The organism is Microbacterium amylolyticum (assembly GCF_011046975.1).
Lineage (GTDB): Bacteria > Actinomycetota > Actinomycetes > Actinomycetales > Microbacteriaceae > Microbacterium > Microbacterium amylolyticum.
In genome coordinates, this window is sequence record NZ_CP049253.1 from 1,630,883 (window position 1) to 1,657,286 (window position 26,404).

Here is a 26,404-nt window from a genome sequence, read left to right on the forward strand (position 1 = left end):
GCTCAGCGCTCGTCCTCCTCCGGATCGTAGGGCTTGGTCAGCGGGTGGGGATCGTCGGTATCTGCGACCGTTGGGGTCTGGTCTGCTGCGGCGATCGGCAGCGTCGAGATAACGTCGGCCGAGGTGACGGGGCGGGTTTGTTCGTCGATGTACGAAGGAACAACCTCGAACGCGGCGGTACCCGCGCCCGCGAGGACGCGGGGCTTTGAGCGCAGCGCCACGCGCTTGCCACCGATGCGCGCGCGCAGCGGACTCCCCATGAACAGGCCGAGTGTGGCGCCAGCCGCCAGCGCGATTGCGATCATCGCGGCGGTCCAGAGCGAGTCAAACGCCGCCATGAACCCGGAAACATCGTCTCCCGCGCCCATCACGCCGAGAAGACCGCGGAACAAAACAGCGCCCGGCACCATCGGCACAATGGCTGCTGTTGTCACGGCGACAGACGGCACATGGAGGCGATCGGACACGAGCGACCCGATGAAACTGGCCAGCAGCGCTCCTCCGAACACGGCCGCCGATGCGGGCAGACCAGCAGGTCCGACGAGGATGTCCTGCACGATCCACGCGATCGCCCCGAGCCCGGCGCTGACGAGGACGATGCGCATTCCGCCACCGTTCATGATGGCAACGGAAACGGCCACAAGAGTTGCGCCGGCGATCTGCTGGGCAAGCGAACCAAGCTGCATGGCCTCCGTCGGCACCACCAGTCCAAATCCGAAATGGCTGGCGGCTTCGAGGCCAATGAGGATGCCAACGACAACGCCCATGGTGAGCACCGTGAGGTCGAGGATGCGGCCACCAGCCGTCAGCGAGAATCCGTCGATGGCGTCCTGCGCCGCCCCAACAACCGCAAGGCCCGCGAGCATCAGAACGATTCCGGCCGAGACCACGAGTCCCGATCTGACATCGACGAACGGTTCTATCCCGGCGTTGCCCAGCCAGGCGATGAACGCGGTGATCGACACCAGAACGACGCCTCCCAGCACCTGGCTGAAGAAGGCAGGAACGCGCAGGTGCGCGAGCCCGAGCCGCGCGATGGCCACCCCGAACCCCGCAATGAGCACGGCCAGGAGCATTACCCAGCTCGCACCGAACATGAGCGCAACGGATACCGCCAGAAGCGCCTGGACAAGCACGACGACACCAGCGCGGTACATGAACGGGGTGCGGCGGATGGCGTGGAACGCCCCGACGGCGTCGTTCAGCGGCATCCCGTCCTCGATGTCCGTGACCAACTGCTGCAGTCGCTGTAGCTTGCGATGATCGGGCGCTGAGGACCGAACGACCTGCATCACGGTGATCGGGCTTCCCGTGCCATTGCGGTGGTCAGACACCGTGACGGAGTTGTAGGTGACATCAACGTGGACGCTCTTGAGGCCGTACGCGCGTGAGATGCGCAGCGCCGCGAGAACAACCTCTTTCGCGGGAGCGCCCACCGACAGCATCACCTCGGAAACGCGCATCGCCAGATCGATAACGCGCTGGGCCATGGCGTCATCGACGATCGGCATCGCCTCGGTCATGGCGCGTTTGGCGGGGTCGCTCCACAGCGCCCGCTTCACGCCGTCGAACATCCCGCGGCGCTTACCCTCGTCACCCATCTTCCGAGCGTAACGAGCCGAACCCCGTGAATCAGGTGCCGCTGATCAAGTCGTAAGACAACTTCAGGATCAGTGCGGCAATCACACAGATGAATACCACTCTGACAAACCGAGATCCGCGGGAAACGGCCATACGTGCGCCCAGCCAGCCGCCGACGAGATTGGCGCCGCCAACGGCCAGCCCGAGTCCCCAGATCACGTGTCCTGCCGGAACGAAGAAGATCAGTGCGCCGAGGTTGGTGCAGAAGTTCGCGATCTTTCCGAGCGCTGAGGCTGGCATGAAGGCATAGCCGGCAATGCTGACAAGCGCGATGACGAAGAAGGATCCCGTGCCGGGACCGAGCGCACCGTCGTACACACCAATCGTGAGCCCGATGATCGTCGCCGCAAGAATGTGCTTCTTCCCCTGCCAGCGCTGCACTGTCGCTACGCCCATCTTGGGCTTGAACACCGTGAACATGCCGACGCCAATGAGTACGACCAGAATGATCGGCGTAAATGCGTCCTCCGGAATGTACGTGGCGAGCATCGCCCCGCCGATAGCGCCGGCGAGTGCGGCCACAGCCAGAGGCAGCGCCGTGCGCGGATCCGGTTTCACCCGTTTGGCGTAGGTTGCCGCCGCAACCGACGTTCCCATGATGCTTGACAGCTTGTTCGTCGCCAGCGCCTGCAGGGGTGTGATCCCCGGAACGAGCATGTATGCCGGTAGCTGAATCAGCCCGCCGCCGCCCACAACAGCGTCGACCCATCCGGCCAAAAGACCGGCGACAAGCAGCAGGCACACGGTGAGCAGGTCCAGGTCCATCACCCCGCGAGCCTACGTCTGGGCGGCGCGATAGCGTGACGCACGCGTCATCTTGTCTTTGCTGGTCTAGGGTTCTCTTGGCACGACACGGAATCACGGAGGAGGTGCGCATGGACGACGAGTTCAACGAACTTATCGAGCGGATGGATGGGGCACTCCGAGAACGGTCGCTCTCCTCCGTTTCGAAGGTGATCACGGATTACGACCCCCACGATGTTGCGCGCCTTCTGGAGCGTGAAGATCCGCGCGATCGCGCGATCATTTATCGGCTGCTGTCGCGCAACCGTGCGCTGGAGGTGTTCGAGCTTCTCGAGCCCGAAATGCGCTCGGAGCTGATTCAGGGGCTGCGCGACGAGGACACCGCGAAGGTGTTCGAGGAGCTCGACCCCGATGACCGTGCTCAGCTGATCGACGAGCTTCCGGCGGGCGTGGCGAAAGCTCTCATGTCGGGCCTCTCGCCTGCCGAACGCGCTCTGACCGCTCCGATGCTCGGCTTCGATGCCGATGCCATCGGCCGGTACATGAGCACGGAGTACGTGCGCTTGCGCGGCGACATGACCCTGCGTGAAGCGCTCGAACACGTTCGCGCGCGCGGTATCGGCGCCGAGACGATCTACCAACTGCCCGTGACCAGCGCCCATCGGCGACTCCTCGGTGTGATCAGCCTGCGTCGGCTGGTGATGGGCGACCCCGACGATCTCGTGCGCACGCACATGCGCGACCAGCCGATCACTCTGCACTCAATCGACAAGGCCGAAGATGCGGCGCGCGAAATCATGGACGCGCAGCTGCTCGCAGCGCCCGTTGTGGACAGCGAGAACCGCCTCCTGGGCCTAGTCACGATCGACGACGCCCAGCAGATCCTGGAACGCACGGAAACGCGTCGCGCGGCCCGTCAGGGTGGTGCGGAACCCCTGCGCCGGCCCTACCTGGCCTCTCCGCTATTCGGCCTCGTCCGTTCGCGTGTGGTGTGGCTGCTGCTGCTTGCCGTCTCCGCCCTGCTGACCGTGCAAGTGCTGGGGGCGTTCGAAGACAAGCTGGAACAGGTGATCCAGCTGGCGCTGTTCGTTCCGCTTCTGACCGGAACGGCCGGAAACACCGGGTCGCAGGCTGCCGTAACGCTCACGCGCGCTCTCGCAATGGGTGATGTGAGACCGCGCGACATTCTGCTGGTGATGTGGCGCGAGGTGCGCGTTGGCATGATGCTGGGCGCGCTGCTGGGCGGGCTGGGATTTGTGCTCGCGAGCCTCGTGTTTGGCATTGAGTTCGGCGAGGTCATCGGCTTGACGCTGATCTTCATCTGCACCCTCGCCGCGACCGTCGGCGGCGCGATGCCGCTGATCGCCCAGGCCGTTCGCGCCGACCCGGCCGTTTTCTCGACGCCGTTCATCGCGACGTTCTGCGACGCGACGAGTCTGCTGGTGTACTTCGGCGTTGCCACCTGGCTGATGGGCCTTTAGAGACGACGGTGGCCCCGCGCAGTGCGCGGGGCCACCGTCGTCTCTAAAGGAGGTTTAGAACGCCGGAACAACCGCTCCGTCGTCCCATGTGGCCTCGATGAAGGCACGCACCTCGTCGGAGCGAAGAAGGGCGTCCAGCTTCAGGATCGCCTCATTTGTCTCGTCTCCTGCGCGCACGGCGAGGAAGTTCGCGTACGGGCTGTCCTCCCCGCCCTCGGCGATCAGACCGTCGAGCGTGGGCGACAGGCCCGCCTCGATGGCGAAGTTGCCGTTGATCACCGATGCGTCAACATCGTCGAGTGTGCGTGCGAGTGACGCGGCATCGGCCTCGATGAACTGCAGGTCGTGCGGGTTGTCAACAACATCGCCCACCGTTGCCTGAACAACCTCAACGTCGGGGTCGAGGGTCAAGAGCCCGGCCTTCGCAAGAAGGTCGAGGGCGCGGCCCTGGTTGGAGGGATCGTTGTTGATCCCGATTGTGGCGCCGTCCGGCAGCTCCGAGACGTCGTCGTAGTCGTTGGAGTACAGCGCGAACGGCTCGATGTGCACACCGGGGAAGTGAGCAAGCTCATACCCCTGGCTCTCCGACTCCGATTCGAAGTAGGGCAGGTGCTGGAAGTAGTTCGCGTCGAGCTCCCCGTCCACCAGTGCGCGGTTCGGCAGCGCGTAGTCGTCGTAGCTGACGATGGTGATGTCGAGGTCAGCGTCCGCGGCCAGCTCGTCGGCAACGAACTCGAGGATCGTTCCGTGCGGAACGGGCGAAACGCCCACCGTGAGGGTGGTGATACCGTCGCTCTCCGAGCCGACCTGCTGGTCCCCGCCGCCGGCAGCTCCGCAGCTGCTCAGAACGAGGGCGGATGCCGCCACGGCGGCCGAAATGGTGACAATGCGTCGCATAGTGATGCTGCTTTCTGTGATGTGTAGGAACCGCTTCTCAGCGGTGATCGATCTTTTTCACGATGGTGTCGCCGATCCACTGCATGAGCGCAACGAGCGCGACAAGCAGAACGATGCACGCGACCATCGTGTCGCTTTGGTACCGGCGATAGCCGTAGTCGATGGCGAGAGCGCCGAGACCGCCGCCGCCGATCGTTCCCGCCATGGCCGTGTAGCTGATCAGCGTCACGACCGTCACGGTGAGCGCTCCGACAATCGCCGGCAGGGCCTCGCGGATGAGTACCTGAAAGGTGATGTGAACCCGGGTGGCGCCCATCATCTGCACGGCCTCGATTTTGCCGGCGTCGACCTCGCGCAGCGCGTTCTGCACCATCCGTCCGAAAAACGGAATGGCGCCGACGGCGAGGGGAACAACCGTGGCCTGCCACCCGAGGGCGCTGCCGACGACAAAACGGGTGAACGGAATCAGCGCGATCATCAGGATGATGAAGGGAATCGACCGGCCAATGTCGACGATAAAGCTCACGATGCGATAGACAGCGGGCGTGGGCGTCAACCCCTTCGCGCTCGTGCTGTGCAGCAGCACGCCGAGCGGAAGTCCCAGCGCAGCGACCACGAGAGTCGTGAAGACCATCATCAGAACGGTCTCTGCTGTTGCCTCCCACAGCCGTCCGTGAAAGACGGGGTTGTCCCAGAAGACCTCCGCGGCGCGAATCATCGCTCTTCCCCGTCCGTGAGTTCGTCATCGCGGCGTGCGGCCTCTTCTCGGTCGACGGCGCCCGCCGTTGTCAGCTCGGCGTGAACGCCCGCCTCATGCAGGGCGAGAACCATGCGCTCCGCCTCATCGCGGCGCTCGGTTGTGAAGTGAAGCCGGCCCACCTGATGGCCCTGAATGGTCTCGATCGTTCCTGCCGCGATCTGTGCACGAAAACCGTTGCGGCCCAACAACGCGAACAGCTCACCCACCCCGGTCGTTCCCTCGGAGACGAGGGCTTCGACGATGGTCTCCCCGGCATCGAGGTGCGCCGAAGGCGGCAGGGAAATGAGCTCCTTCGACAGAGAGGAGTCGGTGTCGCGGATCACGTCGAGAAGGGCACCTGTGCGCTCGATCCGTCCCTCGCTGAGCAGCGATACCGAATCGCAGATCTCCCGAACGACGGACATCTCGTGAGTGATGATGACCACCGTGATCCCCAGGCGATCCCGGAGCGAGCGGATCAGCGTCAGAATCTGGCGTGTGGTCGCGGAGTCGAGCGCTGATGTCGGCTCGTCGCACAACAGCACGCGCGGTTCGGCGGCCAGAGCGCGGGCGATTCCAACGCGCTGTTTCTGCCCACCCGACAGCTGCGCCGGATAGTTGTCTCGCCGGTCGCTGAGACCCACCAGCTCCAACAACTCGTTCACGCGCCGTCGACGTTCACCCGCCGGAACACCCGCCACCTCCAGGGGGTGTGCGATGTTCTTCTCCGCCGTTCGCGAATCGAGAAGGTTCACGTGCTGGAAGACCATTCCGATCTTGCGACGTGCCTTCATCAGCGCGTTTCCGCGTGCGGTCGCGATATCGGCGCCGTCGATCGTTATCTCGCCGCTTGTGGCGGGCTCCAGCCCCGTGAGGCAGCGGATCAGCGTGGACTTCCCCGCGCCGGATCGGCCAACGATCCCGTGGATTTCTCCCGCGGAAATCGATAGCTCAACGCCGTCGAGCGCCGTCACACCGCCCGGGTACACCTTGCTGACCTGACGCAGTTCGATCATGCGGGCCTCCAGGTGGTGACGAGAAACGCCACCCGTTTGTCGAGTGGCGGCGCTCCCACCCTGACATCCCGCACGCACATAAACGAAAAATGACGACGTTGTGTGACGGCGGGCGATGCTGAGCTACCCGAGCGCCGCCCGCGAACGGTGCCGGCGCCCAGAAACAAAGAACCCCCGGCGCGTGGCCGGGGGTTCTGACTGTGGAGCCTAGGAGATTCGAACTCCTGACATCCTGCTTGCAAAGCAGGCGCTCTACCAACTGAGCTAAGGCCCCGAAAATGGGTATTGATATTCAGTTGCAGAGTGGGGCTACCAGGACTTGAACCTGGGACCTCTTCATTATCAGTGAAGCGCTCTAACCGCCTGAGCTATAGCCCCATGTGGCGTGTATCGCTACCTGCCAACCTGCAAGAGTTTATCGGACCCCGGGCGGATCGCAAAAATCAAGCCGCCCGGGCGCGCCTGTTAGTTTGATGTGAAGCCGACGAGGAGCCCGCCGGTGATCTTCACGCACATGTTGTAGATACCGGCGGCGACGGCGCCGAGCACCGTCACGACAACCAGATTGAGAATCGCGACGACGGAGCCGAAGGCGAACACCTGTGGCAGCCCGACGGCAGCTTCGATCGAGAATCGGCCGTCGCTGAAGCTTCCGACGAACTCATCCACCTGGGCGATGAGGCCCGTGGACTGGATCACGAGGAACATCAGCAGGAAGGACACCAGCGTCACGATCGCGATGGCGATCGCCACGAGGAACGACAGCTTCACTGCGGACCAGAAATCGATGTAGACGAGGCGCAGGCGCACCTGCTTCGACTTCGACTTCTGCGCTGACTTCTTGGCCAGCTTGTCGGCTACCGTGCTCATTCGTCACTCTCTGTGGTCTCGGGTGCAGTCTCTTCTGCCGAGGCTGCGTCCTCTTCCTCATCCTCCCTCAAACCGCGTTCGCTGTTGCGGGCGATTGTGAGGATGTGGTCTCCCTTGGCAGGGCGTGCGAAGACGACGCCCATGGTGTCTCGGCCCTTTGCGGGGACCTCGACGACGGCCGAGCGTACCACCTTGCCCTTGGCGAGCACGACCAGCACTTCATCGTCTTCCTGAACGATGAGGCCGCCGGCCAGTTCGCCGCGGTCGTCAGCGAGCTTGGCAACCTTGATTCCGAGACCGCCTCGACCCTGCTGGCGGTATTCGCTGATTGCCGTGCGCTTGGCCCATCCGCCATCGGTCACGGTGAACACGAAGGTGCCCTCCCGTGCGACCGATGCGCTGAGCAGTTCGTCACCCTCACGGAACGACATTCCCTTGACGCCGGAGGTTGCGCGGCCCAGGGGACGCAGCGACTCATCGGATGCGGGGAACTGCAGCGACATGCCCTTGCGGCTGATCAGCATCAGGTGATCGTCACTGTTGACGATCATGGCGTCTGTCAGTTCGTCGCCATCGCGCAGGTTGATGGCGATGATGCCACCCTGACGGTTCGAGTCGTACTCGGTAAGACGCGTCTTCTTCACCAGGCCGTTGCGTGTGGCAAGAACGAGATACTCCGCGTCGTCATAGCCCTTGAGTTCGATGACCTCGGCGATCGTCTCGTCGGGCTGTAGCGCAAGCAGGTTGGCAACGTGCAGGCCCTTGGCGTCACGACCGGCTTCGGGAAGCTCATACGCCTTAACGCGGTACACACGACCGGAGTTGGTGAAGAACAGGATCCAGTGGTGCGTTGTTGTAACGAAGAAGTGCTCGACAACATCGTCGGCGCGCAACTGCGCTCCGCGGATGCCCTTTCCGCCACGGTGCTGCGAACGGTAGCTGGCGCTGAGGGTGCGCTTGACGTAGCCCTCACGCGTAACCGTCACAACAACCTCTTCTTCGGCGATGAGGTCTTCCATCGACACATCGCCGTCGAAGCCGTGCAGAATCTGCGAGCGACGCTCGTCACCGAACTTGTCGACGATCGCCGTGAGCTCGGTCTTGATGATCGCCCGCTGACGAGCATCTGAGGCGATGATTTCGCGGAAGTCGGCGATCTTCGCCTCGAGCTCCTGTGCTTCGTCCACGATCTTTTGACGCTCGAGGGCCGCGAGGCGGCGCAGCTGCATCTGGAGAATCGCATCAGCCTGCAGATCGTCGATGTCGAGCAGCGACTTCAGGCCGGAGCGCGCGTCGTCCACCGTCGGCGAACGACGGATGAGGGCGATGACCTCGTCGAGCGCGTCAAGCGCCTTGAGGTATCCGCGCAGGATGTGCATGCGCTCCTCCGCCTTGCGGAGACGGAAACGCGTGCGGCGCACGATGATCTCGAGCTGGTGCTCGATCCACAGGGTGATGAAACGGTCGAGCGGCAGCGTGCGCGGCACGCCGTCGACAATCGCCAGCATGTTGGCGCCGAAGTTGGTCTGCAGATCGGTGTGCTTGTAGAGGTTGTTGAGAACAACCTTCGCCACAGCATCGCGCTTGAGCACAACGACCAGTCGCTGTCCCGTGCGGCCCGAGGTTTCATCGCGAATGTCGGCGATGCCATGAACGCGACCCTCGCGGGCCAGCTCGCCGATCTTCACGGCGAGGTTGTCGGGGTTGACCTGGTACGGCAGTTCGGTGACGACGAGGCAGGTGCGACCCTGGATCTCTTCGATGTTCACAACGGCGCGCATCGTGATGGAACCACGGCCCGTGCGGTACGCGTCCTGAATGCCCTTGGTGCCGAGAATCTGCGCACCGGTGGGGAAATCAGGTCCGGGAATCATCTGCATCAGGCCGGCGAGCAGCTCTTCGCGGGGCTTCTCGGGGTTGTCCAGCACCCACAGCGCGCCCTCCGTGATCTCACGGAGGTTGTGCGGCGGAATGTTGGTGGCCATGCCGACGGCAATACCCACCGAGCCGTTGACGAGGAGGTTCGGGAAGCGCGCCGGGAGCACGGTCGGCTCCTGGGTACGTCCGTCGTAGTTGTCCTCGAAGTCGACGGTCTCTTCTTCGATATCGCGCACCATCTCGAGAGCGAGCTGGTCCATGCGCGTCTCGGTGTAACGCGGCGCGGCCGCACCCTGGTTACCCGGGGTGCCAAAGTTCCCCTGGCCCTGCGCCAGCGGATAACGCATCGACCATGGCTGCACGAGGCGAACGAGCGCGTCATAGATCGCCGAGTCGCCGTGCGGGTGGTACTGACCCATGACCTCGCCGACAACGCGGGTGCACTTGGAGAACGACTTATCGGGTCGGTATCCGCCGTCGTACATGCCGTAGATCACGCGGCGGTGCACGGGCTTGAGGCCATCACGCACATCGGGCAGCGCGCGCCCGATGATGACGCTCATCGCATAGTCGAGATAGCTACGCTGCATCTCGGACTGCAGGTCGACCTGGTCGATGCGGCCGTGGTTGTGGCCGGCGTTGGGGTCGGGACGTTCTTGGTCAGTCATGTCCGTAATCTCTCTCCGCTGTTCTCGATCAGATGTCGAGGAAGCGGACGTCCTTGGCGTTGCGCTGGATGAAGCTGCGGCGAGACTCAACGTCGTCGCCCATGAGGATCGAGAAGATCTCGTCGGCGGCGGCCGCGTCTTCGATCGTCACCTGACGCAGGGTGCGCGTCTCCGGGTCCATCGTGGTCTCCCACAGTTCCTCGGCGTTCATCTCACCGAGACCCTTGTATCGCTGCACACCGCCCTCGTTGGTCTTCGGCAGACGCTTGCCCTGTTCCTTGCCGAGCGCCAGAAGCGCGTCGCGCTCTCGGTCGCTGTAGACGTATTCGTGGGTGGCGTTCGTCCACTTCAAGCGGTACAGCGGCGGCATCGCGAGGTAGACATAACCGGCCTCGATGAGCCCGCGCATGTAGCGGAACAACAGGGTGAGCAGCAGCGTCGTGATGTGCTGACCGTCGACATCGGCATCGGTCATGAGCACGATCTTGTGATACCGAGACTTCTCGACATCGAATTCGGAGCCGATGCCAGAGCCGAAGGCCTGGATCATCGCCTGGACCTCTTTGTTGCCGAGGGCCTTGTCGATACGCGCGCGCTCAACGTTGAGGATCTTGCCCCGCAGGGCGAGAATCGCCTGCGTTGTGGGGTTTCGGCCGCTGACGGCCGATCCGCCTGCCGAGTCTCCCTCGACGAGGAACACCTCGCTGATCGAGGGGTCCTTGCTGGTGCAGTCCTTGAGCTTGTCGGGCATCGCGGCCGACTCAAAAACACTCTTGCGGCGAGCGGTCTCGCGGGCCTTACGGGCCGCCATGCGAGCCGTTGCGGCTTCGATGGCCTTCGTGATGACGTTCTTGGCTTGTTTCGGGTTGCGTTCGAACCAGTCACCCAGTTCGTCCGTCACGATGCGCTGCACAAAGCTCTTCGCCTCGGTGTTGCCGAGCTTCGTCTTCGTCTGGCCCTCGAACTGGGGCTCGGACAGCTTGACGGAGATGACAGCGGTGAGGCCCTCGCGGACGTCGTCACCCGTGAGGTTGTCGTCTTTTTCCTTGAGGATGTTGTTCGCGCGTGCGTAGCGGTTGACCAGGCTCGTCAGCGCCGAGCGGAAGCCCTCTTCGTGCGTTCCGCCCTCATGCGTGTTGATCGTGTTCGCGTAGGTGAACACGTTCTCGCTGTAGGACGTGGTCCACTGCATCGCCACCTCGAGGGCGATCTTGCGGTCCCCGTCCTCGGTTTCGAAGCTGATGATGTCCTCGTGGACGCGCTCAGCCTTACGGCCACTGTTGATGTAGTCGACGTAGTCCATGAGGCCACGCTCGTAGTGAAAGACATCGTGACGCTGCTTGGTTTCCGGAGCGCCCTCAGCCGTCTCGACCTCTTCGACTGACGTCGGCCGCTCGTCGAACAGCTCGATGCGCAGGCCCTTGTTCAGGAACGCCATCTGCTGGAAGCGCGTGCGAAGAACCTCGTATTCGAACTCCACCGTCTCGGTGAAGATCTCGGGGTCAGGCCAGAAGGTGATGCAGGTTCCGGTTTCGGTCGTTTCCTCGCCCTTTTGGACCGGGCCGAGGGGGACGCCGCCCTTTTCGAAGGACTGTCGGTACACGTTGCCCTGGCGCTTGACAACAGCTTCCAGGCGCACGGACAGGGCGTTCACCACCGAGGATCCAACGCCGTGCAGACCACCGGAGACGGCGTATCCGCCGCCGCCGAACTTTCCGCCGGCGTGCAGAACCGTCAGAACAACCTCAAGGGTCGAACGGTTCTCGATCTTGTGCATGTCAACGGGGATGCCGCGGCCGTTGTCGACGACGCTCACGCCGCCGTCGGCCAGCATCGTCACCGTGATCGTGTCGCAGTGCCCGGCAAGCGCCTCATCGACGGAGTTGTCGACGATCTCGTACACCAGGTGGTGCAGGCCGCGCGGACCCGTCGAACCGATGTACATACCGGGCCGCTTGCGAACGGCCTCCAGGCCCTCAAGGACCTGGATCTCGTCCGCACCGTATTCGTTTGCGACCTTTTGCGGTTCGCCCGGCGTGTGATCGCCCCCTGCGTCGTGGCCGATGTTGTCAGGCTCGTTCTGAGGGGAATCGCTCGTCATGGAAAGGTCGCTCCTTCAGGTAGGACAGCACCTTTCATCCTACCCTCTCGCGCACGCGCGAACGCCGTGACAGGCCCTCTCGCGCGAGAAAATGCCTCTTGAGAGGATGTCCCCTGTCCTACCCGTAGGTATCGCGCGGTCCGCGCCCCTGAACACGCCTGAAGCCATGTTTCCAAGTAGGGACGTCGGGCCCAAAGAAGCGAATCTCCTTCACCCCGGCCTCGGGGTACAGCTCCATGATGCGTGTGAGCACATGAGAGCGCAGCAGGTGCATCTGTTTACTGCGCGCCGTGGAGTCGCATCGCACAACAACAAGGCCCTGCGCGAATGTCTCGATGTGCGAGTGCGCGGCGTTATCGGCGCCGGCGATCGTCTCCCAGTTCAGGGCGATCTCCTCGCGCTCCAGCTGCGGTGTCCATCCGCTGGCCGTCGTCAGCGCCGCAATGGCATCGCCGAGGGGCTGGGGATCGCGCCCCTTGGCAAACGGCTGACTGCCGTCCGGTTCCCCTCGCCACCGCTTGCGGCGTTGAGCAGCCTTGCTCAGCGGAAGACCGCGCAGGCGCAAATAGGTGGCGATCGTCTCGGGAATCCCCGGCGGGCGTTCGTCACTCACGCGCCCTCCTCGATCGGGTGCTCGGCCAGTGGCCCGAGAACCTCTCCGCCCTCAATACGAACGGCATGCTCCCGCAGGTGATCGGGGATGTCGCCGGCAACGGCGGCCGTGACGATCACCTGTTCATAGTCGGCAACGACCTGACCCAGTCGGCGTCGCCGAGCAGCATCAAGCTCGGCAAAGACGTCGTCGAGGATGAGGATCGGGTCGCCTCCCGGGGATTCTGACCGCAGAAGTTCGGCCGAGGCAAGGCGAAGCGACAGCGCCGATGACCAGCTTTCCCCGTGGGAGGCGTATCCCTTCACGGGCAGCCCCCGCAGCCGCATCACGAGATCGTCCCGGTGCGGGCCAACAAGAGTCAGACCGCGTTCGAGCTCCTGCGAGCGTCGAGCCACCAACGCGCGGCGGAACAGATCGGCGGTCGGACCGGAGTCCGTGGCCTCCAACTTGCTCTCTTCGGGGTCGGCGCCGCCGATCGACAACGCCCACGCCAGCTCCGGCGAGTGGTCCTCTCCGGCGATCGCCGCATACGCCCTCGCAACGGGACCGGCAAGATCGGCCGCCAGCGCGGTGCGAGCATCGATAATTTGCGTGCCGAGCGAAACGAGCTTGTCGTCCCACACCTCGAGCGTCGTGAGCTGTTCGAGCTTCATTCCCCGCGCTCGGGCGGACTTCAACAGTGTCGTCCGCTGTCGCAGCGTGCGGTCGTAGTCGGCGATAACGCTCGACATCCGTGGCGCTCGCTGAACGAGCAGCTGATCGGCAAAGCGGCGACGCGATGACGGATCTCCGCGCACGATCTGTAGGTCCTCCGGCGCGAACAACACCGCGTGAGCGTAACGCGGCAGTTCGTTTGTCTTCACCGGGTTGCCGGAGATGCGCGCCTTGTTGGACCCCTGTTTGTTGATCTGAAGCTCGAGGGTGACGGCGCGCGTTCCGTGAACGAGACGGGCACGAACAAAAGCCGCATCTTTCCCCTCCCGAACGAGAGGAGCATCAGCGGAAACGCGATGGGAACCCAGCGTCGCAAGATAGGCGATCGCCTCAGCGAGATTCGTTTTTCCCTGTCCGTTGCGCCCAACGAGCAGGTTCGTCCCTCGCCGAAGCTCCAGCTCCGCGTGCGCATAGTTGCGGAAATCGACGAGGCTGAGGTGCTCAACGATCATGTCTGCACGCCTCCATTCCGCGCCACCGGCACTTCAGTCGACGGGCCGGGGATCAACGCAAGAGCAAGTTGGGCTGCAGAAGGTACTTGAAGTTGTCGTTTCCGGCGTCATCGACCGATGTTTGCGCCGTGACAAGAATCGGGCTGAGCTTGTTCGCATTGTCACTGGACGTGAACGTGATGCGCGCGAACTCGCTCTTGACGGCGCCGAGTGCGTCGAGGAGGTACTGCGGGTTCAGGCCCAACGTGACATCGTCGCCGCCCGTGAGCGTGGCGTCGACCGACTCGGAGGCACTGGCCTGATCGCCTCCGGCCGCGTCCATCGTGACCTCGTTCTGCGTAAACGTGAAGCGCAGCGGCGCCGACCGGTCGAGAACAAGAGCAACGCGGCGAACGGCCTCCTGGAGATCCGCGGTGTTCACCACGGCGTAGTGGCCGGTCTGTTCCGGGAACAAACGGCGCACGGGAGGGAAGTTGCCGTTAATCAATAGCGACGTCACCGTTTTGTTGCCCGCCGTGAAGGCAATGATCTCGCGGTCACCTTCACCAGAGAACGCCACGGAGATGTTTCCGCCGTTGGAGAAGGTCTTACCGACCTCGGTCAGAGTGCGTGCCGGAACAAGCGCGGACTGTGCGCCCTCGCTGCCGTCCCACGGAATCTGTCGCAGCGCAACGCGGTAACGGTCGGTCGCAACGAGGCTCAGCCCGTTCTCGGAAACTTCCAGCTGCACGCCAGTGAGAACTGGGGTGACGTCGTCGCGCGATGCGGCGAACGCGACCTGCGCAATTGCTGTTGCGAAATCTTCTCCGGGAACAAGGCCGGACTGTCCCGACACCTCGGGAATCGCGGGATATTCCTCGACGGGCATCGATGCCAGGGCGAACCGAGCAGGACCACAAACGACGGCGACGTTGCCATCTTCTTCGGTGGAAATCTCGATCGGTGCGTGCGGCAAACGACTTGCGATGTCGTTGAGCAGCTTGCCGTGGACCAGGATCGTTCCGGGCTCATCAACAACAGCGTCGACAGTCGTCCGAGCTGATGCTTCGTAATCGAATGCGGAGAGTGAAATCGAACCATCGTCGGTTGCTTCGATCAGCACGCCCGCGAGAATCGGCTGCGGGTTGCGCTGCGGGAGCAGCTTGACGACGAACGAGACGGCGTCGCTGAAGACGTCGCGGTTCACGTGGAATTTCACGTAACTCCCCCTCTGGGATCCGAGAGCGTTTGCGCGACAGCGGAATTGGCTGTTGCCAGATCCATTGGTCGCGGGAAACCCATGCTAGCGGGCTGGTCTGATCCCGCTTGCCGCTCGTCGCCGCTTGAGGTGATCGGAGCCCCTTTAAAACAGAGATCTCTTAACAGCGTTAACGGCTGTGGAGACTGTGGATAACTCTGTGGATGCTGGTCAGGAGTAAGGAACTACACGGTTGGCATTTGTGGATGAGCTGCGGACGGCACGTGGACAGTGGGAAACCGGCCTTCGGAGTGTGCACAGCTGTTTACACACACCTAGCGCGTGTCCTGCACAGTTAAGGGCTCACTCATCCACAGTTATCCACAGGTTATGCACACTGGGGAGAGCTCTTAACGCGTGGAGCTGTGGCCTGTCAAGAGCCTCATGGGGACAACGACACCCGTTGTTCACGCGGGAGACACCGTGGCGGGGCGCACGTTCCCCGGAATGACGCGCATCGACGGCACATCGCCCTGTGGAAAACGTGTGGATAACTCGTCAAAATCGACGCGCCCGAAGGTGTCGCGGCTGTGGAGAGAACTCTCAGCGACGGCCGAGCTGAGCGGTGATTTCCTGCACCTGGTTGTACACGTGCCGTTTCTCTTTCATCAGCTCAGTGATCTTTTTCGTGGCGTACATCACGGTTGTGTGATCGCGACCGCCAAAGAGCTGCCCGATTTTCGGCAGGGAGAGGTTCGTTCGTTCCCGGCACAGGTACATGGCGATCTGCCGGGCCTGAGCAACAGCCTGGGCGCGGCCGGGGCCATAGAGATCGTCGACGGAGAGCCGGAAGTACTGCGCTGTCGCGTCGATGATGTCCGACGGTGAGACAACCGTGTCTTCCGGCTTGTCAACGATGTCCCGGAGAACGCCCTCGGCGAGCTCGCGAGTGACGTCCGATCGGTTCAGGCTGGCGAAGGCCGAGACGCGAATCAGCGCGCCCTCGAGCTCTCGGATGTTGGTCGACACTCGTGACGCGATGTACTCGATCACGTCTTCAGGGATGTAGATGCGCTCGCTGGACGCCTTCTTTCGGAGGATGGCGATACGCGTTTCGAGGTCGGGGGCTTGCACATCGGTGATCAGGCCCCACTCAAAGCGGGAGCGCATCCGGTCCTCGAAGCCCGTCAGAAGACGCGGCGCCACATCGCTCGTGATGACGACCTGCTTGTCGTGATCGTGGAGCGTGTTGAACGTGTGGAAGAAGGTTTCCTGCGTTTCCGCCTTGCCCTGCAGGAACTGGATGTCGTCGATCAGCAGGATGTCGAGGTCGCGGTAGCGCGCGTTGAATGCTGCGCCGCGATTGTTCGCGATCGAGTTGATGAAGTCGTTCGTGAACTCTTCGCTGGAGACGTAGCGAACGCGCACGCCGGGGAAGAGGTTCTGTGCGTAGTCGCCGATGGCGTGCAGCAGGTGCGTTTTTCCCAGCCCGGAGTCGCCGTAGATGAACAGAGGGTTGTATGCCTTCGCCGGGGCCTCGGCCACTGCCACCGCCGCGGCGTGAGCGAACCGATTGGACTGTCCGATGACGAAGTTGTCGAAGGTGTACTTCGGGTTGAGGCGCGTTTCGCTTCGCGACTGCACGTGGGGCGTCTCGATCGGACGCGTCGACTGACGCTCCGGCTCCCGCGCTGCCTCCGGCGACGAGGAGTCGTTCTCGGGAACGTACGGCTGGTCGGCGAGCTCGTGGTTCACAACCACCTTGAACGAGGTCACCTCGGGATCGGCGATCTTCTGCAGCGCATCGATGATCGACTCGCGCATGCGCTTGTTGATCTGACCGGCCGTCAGGTCGTTCGGAACATCCAGGTAGAGGGACCCGCCCATCGTCCCCTGCGGAACAGCCAGGTGCAGGAAGCCCATGAGCTGCGGAGTGATCCGCTCGTCTTCTTCGAGTTCCGCGATGACGAGGCGCCAGATTGGCACGTCCGGAGCGTCGGTCATCCGCACTCTCCCCCTGAGTAGAATTATTTCCACAACCTGTGGATAACTGTGGTTACGGTAGTCACGTCGCGGGAATCACGCAAACGGTGTGCACGAAGTTGTCGCGTGTCTCTGTGCGAACAGCGGCAGGGCTGTGGAGGTACTGACAGGTTGGCCCAACAGTTTGCGCACCACAGCTTGTCGTCGTAGCCTGTTCCGGTTGACTTGTGCCCATTTCGGGCATCCCTGCATGACGTCTCCGGCCCCGTAGATTCCGGTGACACTTCCTCCCGGAGTGAGAACACTATGAGCAAGCGCACTTTCCAGCCCAACAACCGTCGTCGCGCCAAGAAGCACGGTTTCCGTGCCCGTATGCGCACCCGCGCCGGTCGCGCCATCCTCAACGCACGCCGCGGCAAGGGCCGCACCGAGCTCTCGGCGTAACGCAGAGCTACGGGAGTGCTCGCGCGACCACAGCGCATCACTCGCGGGACTGACTATCGAACAGTCGTCCGGCGGGGTATGCGGTGCGCGAGCACATCCGGTGTGACGCACGTCATCCTCACGAAAGAAGCACGTCCTGCGCGCTTCGGTTTTATCGTGAGCAAGGCCGTTGGCAACGCTGTTGTCCGCAACACGGTGCGTCGCCGGCTCAAGGCCATCTGCCATGAGGCGTCTCCGAGTGTGCGCGAGGGAGCGGACATTGTGATTCGCGCCCTTCCTGCCTCCGCAACAACATCCTTTGCGGATCTTCGCCGCGATGTGTTGCGGTGCCTGGAACGTCAGGCACCGGCATGAGCGTGCTTCCCGCGTCGGCCACAGGGCCGGCGCGGTTTCGCGTTTCCGATGCCGTGGTGTTGCCGCTCATCCCGCGCAACATCGGCCTGTTGCTACTCACCGGATATCGAGCAACGATCTCAAAGCTCTACGGCGACGTCTGTCGTTACTACCCGTCGTGTTCCGCGTACGCCGTCACGGCGGTTCAACAACACGGTCTCGTGAGAGGATCAGGGAGAGCGATCTCCCGTATCGCGCGATGCCACCCCTGGGCGGCTGGCGGCGAGGACGATGTTCCTCCTCATGCGGACTTCTCTTACGACTTAACCTCCCGCGGCTTCGTCGTGCCGCGTCGAAAGGACTGACACCCCGTGGACTTCTTCGGAATGATCCTCTTCCCCATTCGATGGGTGATAGAGGCGATCCTCGTCGGATGGCACTGGGTTCTCACTGCCATCGGGATGCCAGAGGCCAGCGGCCTCACCTGGGTGCTGTCAATTCTCGGCGTCGTGGTGGTCGTACGCATCGCGATCTTCCCGCTCTTCGTCAAGCAGATCAAGAGCCAGCGCAAGATGATGGAGCTCGCTCCTGAGATCAAGAAGATCCAGGAGAAGTACCGCGGCAAGAAGGATCAGCTCTCGCGAGAGGCGATGAGCCGCGAGACGATGGGCCTGTACAAGAAGCACGGAACAACGCCGGTTTCCGGGTGTCTTCCGCTGCTCGTGCAGATGCCGATCTTCTTCTCGCTGTTCTGGACCCTGCGCGATATCGCGATCTGGGCGGAAGAGGACAAGTCAGGTCTGAACTCGTGGCTGTTCACGCCCGAGCTCGTGCACCAGTTCGAAGACTCGCAGCTGTTCGGAATCGCGCCCCTCAGCATGACGCTGATGGATCACTTCAACTATCCGATCGACAGCTCCGCGTCGGCGATCGTGATGCTGATCATCCTCGTCGCCCTGATGATCGCAACGCAGTTCATCACGCAGCTACAGATCGTGTCGAAGAACCTCTCCCCCGAGGCCAAGACCGGTCAGGCCTACCAGATGCAGCGCATCATGCTCTGGATCATCCCGTTCGCGATGATCTTCTCTGGTGTGTTCTTCCCGCTGGGTGTTGTCACCTACTGGTTCTTCAACAACCTGTGGACCATGGGGCAGCAGTTCTACATCATCCACGAGAACCCCACACCCGGGTCCGAGGCCGCCAAGCTTCGCGAGGAGCGCCTCGCCAAGAAGGGCAAGGCTGTCAACTCTCAAGGCAAGGTCGTCTCGATGGCCGAGTATGAGCGTGAACAGGAAGAGCTGTTGCGTCAGAAGGAGCTCGAGCGGAAGCAGCGCGCCAAGCGTGTGCAACCGAAGAGCGCCAAGCGCGCCAAGCGCACCGCGCAGCAGAGCGCGCAGCAGAAGAAGCAGCAGGACGATCCGGACGCATCGTCTCAGGAAGGGAGCACGCCATGACCCACGATGACCAGGCTCCGTCGGCGGAACAGCTGGAGCGCGAAGGCGACATCGCCGCCGACTACCTCGAGGGGCTCCTCGACATCGCTGATATCGACGGCGATCTTGAACTGGATGTTCGTCAGGGCCGCGCGCATGTTTCCGTGGAGTCCGACGACGACTCCTTGCATCCGCTGACGGATCCAGACACGGTGCAGGCGTTGCAGGACCTGACCCGCCTCGCTGTTCAGCGAGAGACGGGCGAGTTCTCCCGCCTGATTCTGGATATTGGCGGGTCTCGCGACAAGCGACGTGAGCAGCTGACCACCCTCGTCGACGCCGCGATCACGAAGATTCGTGATGGGGCAACCCAGGCATCGCTTCCCGCGATGAGCTCGTACGAGCGAAAGCTGATCCACGACATCGTTGCCGAGCGTGGCTTCGTCTCCGAATCGTATGGTGAGCGCGACGCGCGTCACACGGTGATTCGCCAGGCCTGACGCTGACGCATGCAGGGCTCGCCTCCCTTACCGGGAGGCGAGCCCTGGTCTGTTTTCCGGTGAGCTGGGAAGATCTTCCTGAGCTGACACTTCACTTCTCTTCTTCGAATTCTTCTCGCGGGACATTTCGCGAGGGAAGGACTCTGCCATGACTGATGCCCTCGCCCGCCTGGAGGCCGAGCCGGCCGAAGCCGCCGCGCTGTTCGGAGATCGCATCGATCTGGCTCGACAGTTCACACACAATCTGGCTCAGCATGGCGAAGAGCGCGGACTGATCGGTCCCCTCGAAGTTCCGCGGTTGTGGAACCGTCACCTCCTCAACAGCGCGATCGCTGCTCCGCTCTTCACTGCCGGGTCGCGGGTGGGTGACGTGGGCTCCGGAGCAGGCCTTCCTGGTCTCGTTCTGGCCATTGCGCGTCCCGATGTGCACTGGGTGCTGATTGAGCCCATGGAGCGTCGTGTGGCGTGGTTGACGGAACAGGTGGACGCCCTGGGTCTCGACAATGTGACGGTTGAGCGGGCCCGTGCGGAAGAGGCCGGCCGCTACGAGGAAGTGCTTGACGCGGTGACGGCTCGAGCCGTTTCGGCTCTGCGGACGCTGATCCCGTGGACTGCTCCCCTGGTCCGTGATGGCGGAGAGCTGGTTCTCCTCAAGGGCCACAGCGCGCCGAAGGAGATCGAGGCGGCGGCGAAAGCGATCCGAAAGTACAAGCTGAGCGATGTACGGGTCGAGGTGATTGGCGAAGGGGAGATCGCCGAGCCCACCCGCGTTGTTCGCGCGACGGTGCGGTCACCCCACGCTTAATTTGCACATCGATGTGTAGATTCCACACCTGTGGAGAAACAACGCTTCGGTGATCACGCTGAGGTGTCGTTGAGCGCCGCCTTGATGGACGCGAAACTGTTGTCCCGCGCGGGACGCCGGCGAGCATGATCGCGGAGCGCGGCCTCTCGACCGACACCGTGCCTCTGTGGATAACTTGCGGGGCGAGGGGGAATGTGGCTGCCGCCCCGCAGGTTCGGCCCTCTGTCGCGCGTCCCGTGGCCGGAGGAGTGCTGTGTGGCGAACTCTGGTGGCGGGCGGCCGGGGTCCGTATGAGGTCCGGGGGGCGATTCGCGTGATCTTGGCGGCTGGTGTTTCACGTGAAACATGCCGCGGTGGACGTGTGGACGCACGCGGGTGTGTTCCTTCCGCGGCATCGCTGGTCGCTCGGATCCGAGAGCACCTCTGCCCCGAGGCGGTGATGCTGATCACGCCCAATCCTCGTTGTTGTCGGGTCTTCTGTAGCGCGCTGCGCGCACGCCGGATCGCACGCACTGTCCACTCCCCTGAGAGAGCGGTCCACGGTCGGCGGGCTGTTTGGCTCTCGTGGATATTCGACGATCGCGCGCCCTCGCCACATCGTGAGCTCGTACGCGCAGTAAGGGACGAGTTGTCCCCTGGGTGAAAGGGGGGGCGATAGCTGTCCCCCGCGCTTCTGGGAGGAGGAGTGTGCTGACTCGCGATTTGGCGTGGATGGTTTCACGTGAAACATGTGGCTCCGGGGAACGTCGTGGCGGGGCGTCCGAATGCGTGGGATGGTGTCGCATTATGTGCATCGTTCATCGAACGGCATCGCGGGAGGTCATCGAAGGAGAAACGCGGCAGTGGGCGGACCTTCACGAGGAGGGCTAATCCCGTGCGTCGCCGATGTAGGCCACAGGGTCCGTTCGCTATTGACGTGGAGCGTGGCTCAGATGTTTCACGTGAAACATGTGCGGTTCGCCGCGGACGTCTCATCCTGCCCTGGTGACAGATCAAAGCGATTGTCGCGCGAGCCTCGAACCGGGAAGATCGAATCAGTGCGGAGCGTGGAGTGCGGATCGCCGGCTGCGCGTCGCGGGACTGAGACGATCGACTTGCCGCGATTGCGAAGGGTGGTGGCTCGATGGTTGATGCTCTCTTCCTCCCCCGTGGTTGAGAACAGCGGGAAGTGCGTCCGTCACGGTAATGAGCTGGCGGATGGGTGCGCTATATCTATCCCTGCGCGGGACCACGATCCGCGGGTGCCGTATGTGCCCAGCGACAGACGCGTTCGTGTGGCGCGGAGCCTCCCGGAGCGCCGTGCATCTCGCCGTGTGTAAAGCCGGCCCCAACGGTGATCCGTCCCACGCGTGTGCGGCATGGAGCTATGGACTCCGGAAGCCATTTCGGACGGACCCGCGTGAAGAGGCACTGAAACTACTGGAGGGGCGAGGGTGTCAGTCCCGGATGCGCTCCCGGCAGCGCTACTCCCCGATATTCGGAGACGACACGTTGCGTGGGCGGAACGTGCGAGAAGCGTGCGCCCGGCGCGGGTCGGCAGGGCTATCAACAGTGGTGTGGCGTGCGGTGCGGGTAGCACGGGCTCGGGGCGGAGCGACGTTTGTGACGGTCAGACTTCGATGCGGTCGGGGGGAACAGCGGTTCACGGGGCGGGCGTCTATCGAGGTGAGGCCTGGACGTTCTTGCCGGGACATCGATCCCGCTACGGTACGCTCACTGTCGGATCGGCTCGGCTCGGCTCGGCAATTTCCGGGCGTCGGGATCACGATGCGGGGTGAGTGAAGCGTGATGCGAGCAACGTCTGCGCTCTAAGCAGGGACGCCGCAGAAACCCTGAGCCGGGGGTGGCGACCGCGCGATTTCGCACGGTGTGAACACCGAGCGACTTACCGTGATGTAGCCAGGCCTTGCCGAAGATGCAGCGCGATGGCCCGCGCGCGATGTCTGGGAAGTCGACAGACGAAGTTTCAGCAGGACCTACGGTGAGAGGACTCCGTCGCGTAAACCATGGCGCTAGGACCTCGCTCTCTATTGATCGCAGACTGCGCAATCCGCAAGCACGCTCCTCGCGGCGTTATCGTCGGTCGATGGTGCCCCGCGCATCGGCTCCCTCTTCCCCCTGGCGGTGCTCTCCGACGCTTCCCCACACATCGCTGGCGCGCCGCGCGGAGCCTCCGAAGTCGGGGGCCCAGAACCCACGACCTTGGGAGTACGAGACACGTCCTATGCGTGGCGACCGCGTGCGGCCTTGCTCATCGCGGGCGGTGTTGGATACGCGAGGTGGCGCCTGCTCCATCAATGCCACAGCGAGGAATGAAGCCGAGACATCCATCGTCTGAGACAAGACGCTCGATCCGCGCCGCGTCGGGAACAGGATGTTTCACGTGAAACATGTGGCCGCCCACAACACCCGTCACGCGGCGTGCGGCGTGATTTCGATGCTGTGCCGAATGGGGTGATCTGAGGATCGTTGACCCAAAACTCGACAGGCTACGGTCCAGGCCACGACGGGCCTGTGTTGCCGCTAGCGCGAACGCTTGTGGGAGTGTGCGCTGAGACTGGCGGGCGATGCGTTTCCCGGGGTAGACGCGCACCGACCCGCGGCGCCGGCAAGGACGGTGATGGAAGGAAACTCTCGACTGCCCCACCCCCGCTGCTTCCTCAACGCATCGGCATCGCGTGGGCGATTTTGGTGCGAGAAGGATCATGGGGACGGGGACCAGCTCCGACGCCGGGGCACGTGGACGACGTTCCCTTCGGTTCTGCCGGCCTACGGGCGTGGCAAGCGTCAGTCATCAGCACCCTTCCCGCACCCGTGACACGGGCATCCCCTGGGGAGGGACCGGTGAGCTTCAACCCCCTGCGATGTCGACAGTCATCCGCGGCGGAGACGGCGAGTTTCATTCGCCGACTTCGGCCGTGCGTGAGAGGAAGTGCCGCACAACGCAGATCACCACCCGCGTGGTGAGCAGTCAGCCCGCTAGTGTGGGACCGGGCAGGCGGAGGGGCCTGACGCTCCTCGCGGAGACGTCACCCCTCGCGGGACGCCTGCGCCCCTGTCACAACGCGACGTGGATCACGTGGGGGTGGTTTCACGTGAAACATCACCTCGAGTGATCCTCGGTGGTGCCGAGCTTGCATGGGGGCGGGACCGTCGCCCGGGGCGAACAAGAGATCCTGAGGTTCGCACGGCATGCGTCAGCTTCATCCGCGGCGTCGGCCGCGCGCATCGGGCGGCATGGAGTACGAGTGTCGGGTCACGGAACGATGTTTCACGTGAAACATGAGTGTCCGACGGAGCGCTACTCGGCCGGACGCTCGGGCTGTGCGGGATATCCGTGGGAGACAAGATGTGTCATATTGGCGCTGGCGTTGTCCGCCAGTGCCGCAGGAAGGATGCATAAAAGACATGATTAGCGCGCCCCGCGTCACGGGCGAGCATCGAAGGAGCGAGCAGGGATGCGAGCACCACTACCGCGCGCCGCGATGCCGAGGACTTGTTGTGTTGCGCCGGGTCGTGCGAATGTTTCACGTGAAACGGCCACGGTCACACGAGACGTGCGCCCTGCTTCGTGCGACGTCGCAGCAACACACGCCCTGCGGCGGGCGACGAGAGCGCGCGCACCCTTCGGTCGTTTGTGGGACGCGATGGAGCGCACATAAAGACGGGATGATGTTTCACGTGAAACACGTCGATCACCCGTGCGTGTCATCAGGCGGGCGGGATAGAGTGGGCAGGTCGGCTTCGGTACGGAAAGGACGCGTGTGAGCCAGCGATCGAATGACATTGCGGCCGCCTTCGACGACAGCCCGATCATGCAGCAGCTGCAGGATCTGAGCGCTCGGCGTCAGCGTCTGGATGAGGTCACCGTGGACTTCCCCGGTGACACCCGCGTGATGACGGTGTCGAACCAGAAGGGCGGCGTCGGAAAGACGACGACCACGGTCAATATTGCCGCGGCCATTGCAGACCTCGGAGGTCGGGTGCTGGTCATCGACCTGGACCCGCAGGGCAACGCGTCAACGGCTCTCGGTATCCCCCACACGGCCGATACGACGAGTATCTACGACGTGCTCATCAACGACGTGTTGATGGCGGATGCGGTTCAGAGCAGCCCCGAGAACGACCTGCTGTTCTGTGTTCCGAGCACGATTCACCTCGCGGGAGCCGAGATCGAACTCGTGTCGCAGGTGGCACGTGAAAAGCGTCTGGACACAGCGCTACGCGAGTTCCTCGATACCTACGAACAGCCGTTCGACTTTGTTCTGATCGACTGCCCGCCCTCTCTGGGGCTGCTTACGATCAACGCGTTCGCGTCAGCTGACGAGGTGTTCCTTCCGATTCAGGCTGAGTACTACGCGCTTGAGGGACTCAGTCAGCTCCTGGGTAACGTGCAAATGATCCAAAAGCACCTCAATCCCCGTCTGCGGGTGACGACGATTCTCCTAACCATGTTCGACGGACGGACGCGGTTGTCGCAGCAGGTGGCCGATGAGGTTCGCGAACACTTCCCCAAGGAAGTCCTCGCTTCGGTCATCCCGCGTTCCGTGCGAGTTTCCGAGGCACCGAGCTTTGGGCAGACCGTGATCTCATATGATTCGTCTTCGGCGGGCGCGATCGCGTACCGCGAGGCTGCTGTCGAAATCGTGAAGCGCGGGTCCTCCCGCAAGAAGAAGGGGCGGAACTGATGGCGAAGCGCACTGGGCTGGGCCGGGGAATCGGCGCACTGATCCCTACGTCGTCTGAGACGAAGGAGCGCCCCGCTGATGTGTTCTTCGCCGGCGCTGGCCTGATCGACGAGGTCGAAACGTCCGAAGACGCCGTGACTATTGACGCCGTGTCCGAACCCGCGGACGCTCCGTCCGCGGATGCGACCCCGGCGCCGCAGAAGGCGGCGAAGAAGCCAGCCGCCGCGGGTGGGGCCCCGGCAACGAAGCGTCCGGCTGCTCGCACGAAAAAGGCGGAGCCGAAGGCCCCGGCACGATCGGCCGCGAAGGCTTCCGCAACGCCCACCGCGACGTCGACAGCCAAGGCATCGAACACACGCGCGGCAGCCTCCTCCCCCGAGCCCGAGCTGGCCGAGGTTCCCGGTGTGCGGCTTATTCACATTGACCCGGCGTCGGTTGTTCCGAACCCTCGCCAGCCGCGAACGCTGTTCGACGCTGAGGACCTGGCGGAGCTCGTTCACTCGGTGCGTGAGTTCGGCCTGCTGCAGCCGATTGTCGTCCGAGACAAGAAGGACGGCACGTTCGAGCTGATCATGGGCGAGCGGCGCACCCGTGCGTCGCGCGAGGCTGGCCTGACACAGATTCCGGCAATCGTTCGCGAGACCGCCGATGAGGACATGCTGCGCGATGCACTGCTGGAGAATATCCATCGTGCGCAGCTGAACCCGCTCGAAGAGGCCTCCGCATACCAGCAGCTGATCGAAGACTTCGGGATCACGCAGGACACTCTTGCCTCGCGTATCGGGCGGTCACGTCCCCAGATCTCCAACACGATTCGTCTGCTGCGCCTGCCAGAAGCCGTGCAGCAGCGCGTTGCGGCTGGCGTGATCAGCGCAGGCCACGCACGAACGATTCTGTCGCTTGATGGCGATGTTGATGCGATGCAGAAGCTCGCCGACAAGATCGTCAACGAGGAACTCTCGGTACGGGCGTCCGAGGAGGCCGCTCGCCGGATCGTGGAAGCGGGCGAGAAGCCGGCAGCCCCGGCCCCGAACAAGAACGGCGCACGCCGTGCCTACCTGGATGATGTGGCCGAACGGCTGGGTGATCGCCTGAACACGAAGGTGAAGATCGCCCTGACGGCACGTAAAGGCCAGGTCAGCATTGATTTTGCATCTATTCAGGATCTCAATCGGATCCTGGAAGAGCTCGGCGAAACAGGTTACGAGTCCTGACCGCAGGATG

At 63.3% G+C, this 26,404-nt stretch carries 21 protein-coding genes and 2 tRNA genes; 9 read left to right on the forward strand and 14 right to left on the reverse strand.

Annotation, left to right across the window (positions count from 1 at the left end; all coding sequences use genetic code 11):
- Positions 1–2 precede the first annotated feature (2 nt).
- Together G6N81_RS08065 and G6N81_RS08070 are read right to left on the reverse strand one after the other, a co-directional pair.
- Positions 3–1,601: a threonine/serine exporter family protein gene (locus G6N81_RS08065; protein WP_241244920.1), complete on the reverse strand. Its 1,599-nt coding sequence runs from the start codon at positions 1,599–1,601 to the stop codon at positions 3–5.
- Between the two features lie 31 nt (positions 1,602–1,632).
- Positions 1,633–2,406 (reverse strand): TSUP family transporter, encoded by a 774-nt coding sequence (locus tag G6N81_RS08070; RefSeq protein WP_165137853.1) that lies wholly within the window; start codon positions 2,404–2,406, stop codon positions 1,633–1,635.
- Between the two features lie 110 nt (positions 2,407–2,516).
- Here G6N81_RS08070 and mgtE point away from each other — a divergent pair, with 110 nt between their 5' ends.
- On the forward strand, positions 2,517–3,866 hold the full coding sequence (gene mgtE, locus G6N81_RS08075; protein ID WP_165135397.1) for a magnesium transporter: 1,350 nt from the start codon (positions 2,517–2,519) through the stop codon (positions 3,864–3,866).
- A gap of 54 nt (positions 3,867–3,920) precedes the next feature.
- Here the strand turns inward: mgtE and G6N81_RS08080 are convergent, their stop codons facing one another.
- The 12 genes from G6N81_RS08080 to dnaA form a co-directional block, all read right to left on the reverse strand.
- Positions 3,921–4,763, reverse strand: a complete 843-nt coding sequence (locus tag G6N81_RS08080; protein ID WP_165135400.1) for a MetQ/NlpA family ABC transporter substrate-binding protein — start codon at positions 4,761–4,763, stop codon at positions 3,921–3,923.
- Positions 4,764–4,800: 37 nt separating this feature from the next.
- Entirely contained in the window at positions 4,801–5,481 is a 681-nt protein-coding gene (locus G6N81_RS08085; protein ID WP_165135403.1) for a methionine ABC transporter permease, read from the reverse strand.
- Positions 5,478–6,518 (reverse strand): methionine ABC transporter ATP-binding protein, encoded by a 1,041-nt coding sequence (locus G6N81_RS08090; RefSeq protein ID WP_165135406.1) that lies wholly within the window; start codon positions 6,516–6,518, stop codon positions 5,478–5,480. Before G6N81_RS08090 ends, G6N81_RS08085 begins: the two co-directional genes overlap by 4 nt.
- A 201-nt stretch (positions 6,519–6,719) precedes the next feature.
- Positions 6,720–6,792, reverse strand: a tRNA-Ala gene (locus G6N81_RS08095).
- Positions 6,793–6,822: 30 nt separating this feature from the next.
- A tRNA-Ile gene (locus G6N81_RS08100) sits at positions 6,823–6,896 on the reverse strand.
- Between the two features lie 87 nt (positions 6,897–6,983).
- Positions 6,984–7,388 (reverse strand): DUF3566 domain-containing protein, encoded by a 405-nt coding sequence (locus G6N81_RS08105; RefSeq protein WP_165135409.1) that lies wholly within the window; start codon positions 7,386–7,388, stop codon positions 6,984–6,986.
- A complete protein-coding gene (gyrA, locus tag G6N81_RS08110) occupies positions 7,385–9,934 on the reverse strand; it encodes a DNA gyrase subunit A (RefSeq protein ID WP_165135412.1) in 2,550 nt (849 codons plus the stop codon). The genes G6N81_RS08105 and gyrA overlap by 4 nt, the downstream gene beginning before the upstream one ends.
- Before the next feature lie 28 nt (positions 9,935–9,962).
- Complete coding sequence (gene gyrB / locus G6N81_RS08115; protein WP_165135415.1) at positions 9,963–12,035, reverse strand: DNA topoisomerase (ATP-hydrolyzing) subunit B; 2,073 nt, start codon at positions 12,033–12,035, stop codon at positions 9,963–9,965.
- Between the two features lie 118 nt (positions 12,036–12,153).
- Positions 12,154–12,648 (reverse strand): DciA family protein, encoded by a 495-nt coding sequence (locus G6N81_RS08120; protein WP_165135418.1) that lies wholly within the window; start codon positions 12,646–12,648, stop codon positions 12,154–12,156.
- Entirely contained in the window at positions 12,645–13,814 is a 1,170-nt protein-coding gene (gene recF / locus G6N81_RS08125) for a DNA replication/repair protein RecF (RefSeq protein ID WP_165135421.1), read from the reverse strand. The genes G6N81_RS08120 and recF overlap by 4 nt, the downstream gene beginning before the upstream one ends.
- A 52-nt stretch (positions 13,815–13,866) precedes the next feature.
- The gene (dnaN, locus tag G6N81_RS08130; RefSeq protein WP_165135424.1) at positions 13,867–15,012 is read right to left on the reverse strand and encodes a DNA polymerase III subunit beta; all 1,146 of its coding nucleotides are present in this window, start codon (positions 15,010–15,012) and stop codon (positions 13,867–13,869) included.
- Between the two features lie 582 nt (positions 15,013–15,594).
- Positions 15,595–16,995 carry a chromosomal replication initiator protein DnaA gene (gene dnaA, locus G6N81_RS08135; RefSeq protein WP_165135427.1) on the reverse strand — a complete coding sequence of 467 codons (1,401 nt, stop codon included), beginning with the start codon at positions 16,993–16,995 and terminating at the stop codon, positions 15,595–15,597.
- A gap of 285 nt (positions 16,996–17,280) precedes the next feature.
- On the opposite strand from dnaA, the gene rpmH reads away from it, so the two are divergent.
- From rpmH to G6N81_RS08175, 8 genes are all read left to right on the forward strand, one after another.
- The gene (gene rpmH / locus G6N81_RS08140; RefSeq protein WP_155048808.1) at positions 17,281–17,418 is read left to right on the forward strand and encodes a 50S ribosomal protein L34; all 138 of its coding nucleotides are present in this window, start codon (positions 17,281–17,283) and stop codon (positions 17,416–17,418) included.
- Between the two features lie 78 nt (positions 17,419–17,496).
- A complete protein-coding gene (gene rnpA, locus G6N81_RS08145; protein ID WP_241244921.1) occupies positions 17,497–17,772 on the forward strand; it encodes a ribonuclease P protein component in 276 nt (91 codons plus the stop codon).
- A complete protein-coding gene (gene yidD / locus G6N81_RS08150) occupies positions 17,769–18,116 on the forward strand; it encodes a membrane protein insertion efficiency factor YidD (protein WP_165135433.1) in 348 nt (115 codons plus the stop codon). The genes rnpA and yidD overlap by 4 nt, the downstream gene beginning before the upstream one ends.
- Positions 18,117–18,122: 6 nt before the next feature.
- Positions 18,123–19,208, forward strand: a complete 1,086-nt coding sequence (yidC, locus tag G6N81_RS08155; protein ID WP_241244922.1) for a membrane protein insertase YidC — start codon at positions 18,123–18,125, stop codon at positions 19,206–19,208.
- Positions 19,205–19,687, forward strand: a complete 483-nt coding sequence (locus G6N81_RS08160) for a Jag family protein (RefSeq protein WP_165135436.1) — start codon at positions 19,205–19,207, stop codon at positions 19,685–19,687. The genes yidC and G6N81_RS08160 overlap by 4 nt, the downstream gene beginning before the upstream one ends.
- Positions 19,688–19,835: 148 nt before the next feature.
- Positions 19,836–20,492 (forward strand): 16S rRNA (guanine(527)-N(7))-methyltransferase RsmG, encoded by a 657-nt coding sequence (gene rsmG, locus G6N81_RS08165; RefSeq protein ID WP_165135439.1) that lies wholly within the window; start codon positions 19,836–19,838, stop codon positions 20,490–20,492.
- A gap of 3,815 nt (positions 20,493–24,307) precedes the next feature.
- Positions 24,308–25,180 carry a ParA family protein gene (locus G6N81_RS08170; protein WP_165137855.1) on the forward strand — a complete coding sequence of 291 codons (873 nt, stop codon included), beginning with the start codon at positions 24,308–24,310 and terminating at the stop codon, positions 25,178–25,180.
- The gene (locus G6N81_RS08175; RefSeq protein ID WP_165135442.1) at positions 25,180–26,394 is read left to right on the forward strand and encodes a ParB/RepB/Spo0J family partition protein; all 1,215 of its coding nucleotides are present in this window, start codon (positions 25,180–25,182) and stop codon (positions 26,392–26,394) included. The genes G6N81_RS08170 and G6N81_RS08175 overlap by 1 nt, the downstream gene beginning before the upstream one ends.
- The last annotated feature ends 10 nt before the right edge of the window (positions 26,395–26,404 follow it).

What these genes read in the sequence shown, in the direction of transcription:
- G6N81_RS08070 (WP_165137853.1), bottom strand. Translation starts at nt 2,406, where the DNA reads ATGGACCTGGACCTGCTCACCGTGTGCCTGCTGCTTGTCGCCGGTCTT.
- G6N81_RS08080 (WP_165135400.1), bottom strand. Translation starts at nt 4,763, where the DNA reads ATGCGACGCATTGTCACCATTTCGGCCGCCGTGGCGGCATCCGCCCTC.
- yidD (WP_165135433.1), top strand. Translation starts at nt 17,769, where the DNA reads ATGAGCGTGCTTCCCGCGTCGGCCACAGGGCCGGCGCGGTTTCGCGTT.
- G6N81_RS08160 (WP_165135436.1), top strand. Translation starts at nt 19,205, where the DNA reads ATGACCCACGATGACCAGGCTCCGTCGGCGGAACAGCTGGAGCGCGAA.
- mgtE (WP_165135397.1), top strand. Translation starts at nt 2,517, where the DNA reads ATGGACGACGAGTTCAACGAACTTATCGAGCGGATGGATGGGGCACTC.
- gyrA (WP_165135412.1), bottom strand. Translation starts at nt 9,934, where the DNA reads ATGACTGACCAAGAACGTCCCGACCCCAACGCCGGCCACAACCACGGC.
- rpmH (WP_155048808.1), top strand. Translation starts at nt 17,281, where the DNA reads ATGAGCAAGCGCACTTTCCAGCCCAACAACCGTCGTCGCGCCAAGAAG.
- G6N81_RS08105 (WP_165135409.1), bottom strand. Translation starts at nt 7,388, where the DNA reads ATGAGCACGGTAGCCGACAAGCTGGCCAAGAAGTCAGCGCAGAAGTCG.
- rnpA (WP_241244921.1), top strand. Translation starts at nt 17,497, where the DNA reads ATGCGGTGCGCGAGCACATCCGGTGTGACGCACGTCATCCTCACGAAA.
- G6N81_RS08170 (WP_165137855.1), top strand. Translation starts at nt 24,308, where the DNA reads ATGCAGCAGCTGCAGGATCTGAGCGCTCGGCGTCAGCGTCTGGATGAG.
- recF (WP_165135421.1), bottom strand. Translation starts at nt 13,814, where the DNA reads ATGATCGTTGAGCACCTCAGCCTCGTCGATTTCCGCAACTATGCGCAC.
- G6N81_RS08090 (WP_165135406.1), bottom strand. Translation starts at nt 6,518, where the DNA reads ATGATCGAACTGCGTCAGGTCAGCAAGGTGTACCCGGGCGGTGTGACG.
- rsmG (WP_165135439.1), top strand. Translation starts at nt 19,836, where the DNA reads ATGACTGATGCCCTCGCCCGCCTGGAGGCCGAGCCGGCCGAAGCCGCC.
- G6N81_RS08085 (WP_165135403.1), bottom strand. Translation starts at nt 5,481, where the DNA reads ATGATTCGCGCCGCGGAGGTCTTCTGGGACAACCCCGTCTTTCACGGA.
- G6N81_RS08175 (WP_165135442.1), top strand. Translation starts at nt 25,180, where the DNA reads ATGGCGAAGCGCACTGGGCTGGGCCGGGGAATCGGCGCACTGATCCCT.
- dnaA (WP_165135427.1), bottom strand. Translation starts at nt 16,995, where the DNA reads ATGACCGACGCTCCGGACGTGCCAATCTGGCGCCTCGTCATCGCGGAA.
- G6N81_RS08065 (WP_241244920.1), bottom strand. Translation starts at nt 1,601, where the DNA reads ATGGGTGACGAGGGTAAGCGCCGCGGGATGTTCGACGGCGTGAAGCGG.
- gyrB (WP_165135415.1), bottom strand. Translation starts at nt 12,035, where the DNA reads ATGACGAGCGATTCCCCTCAGAACGAGCCTGACAACATCGGCCACGAC.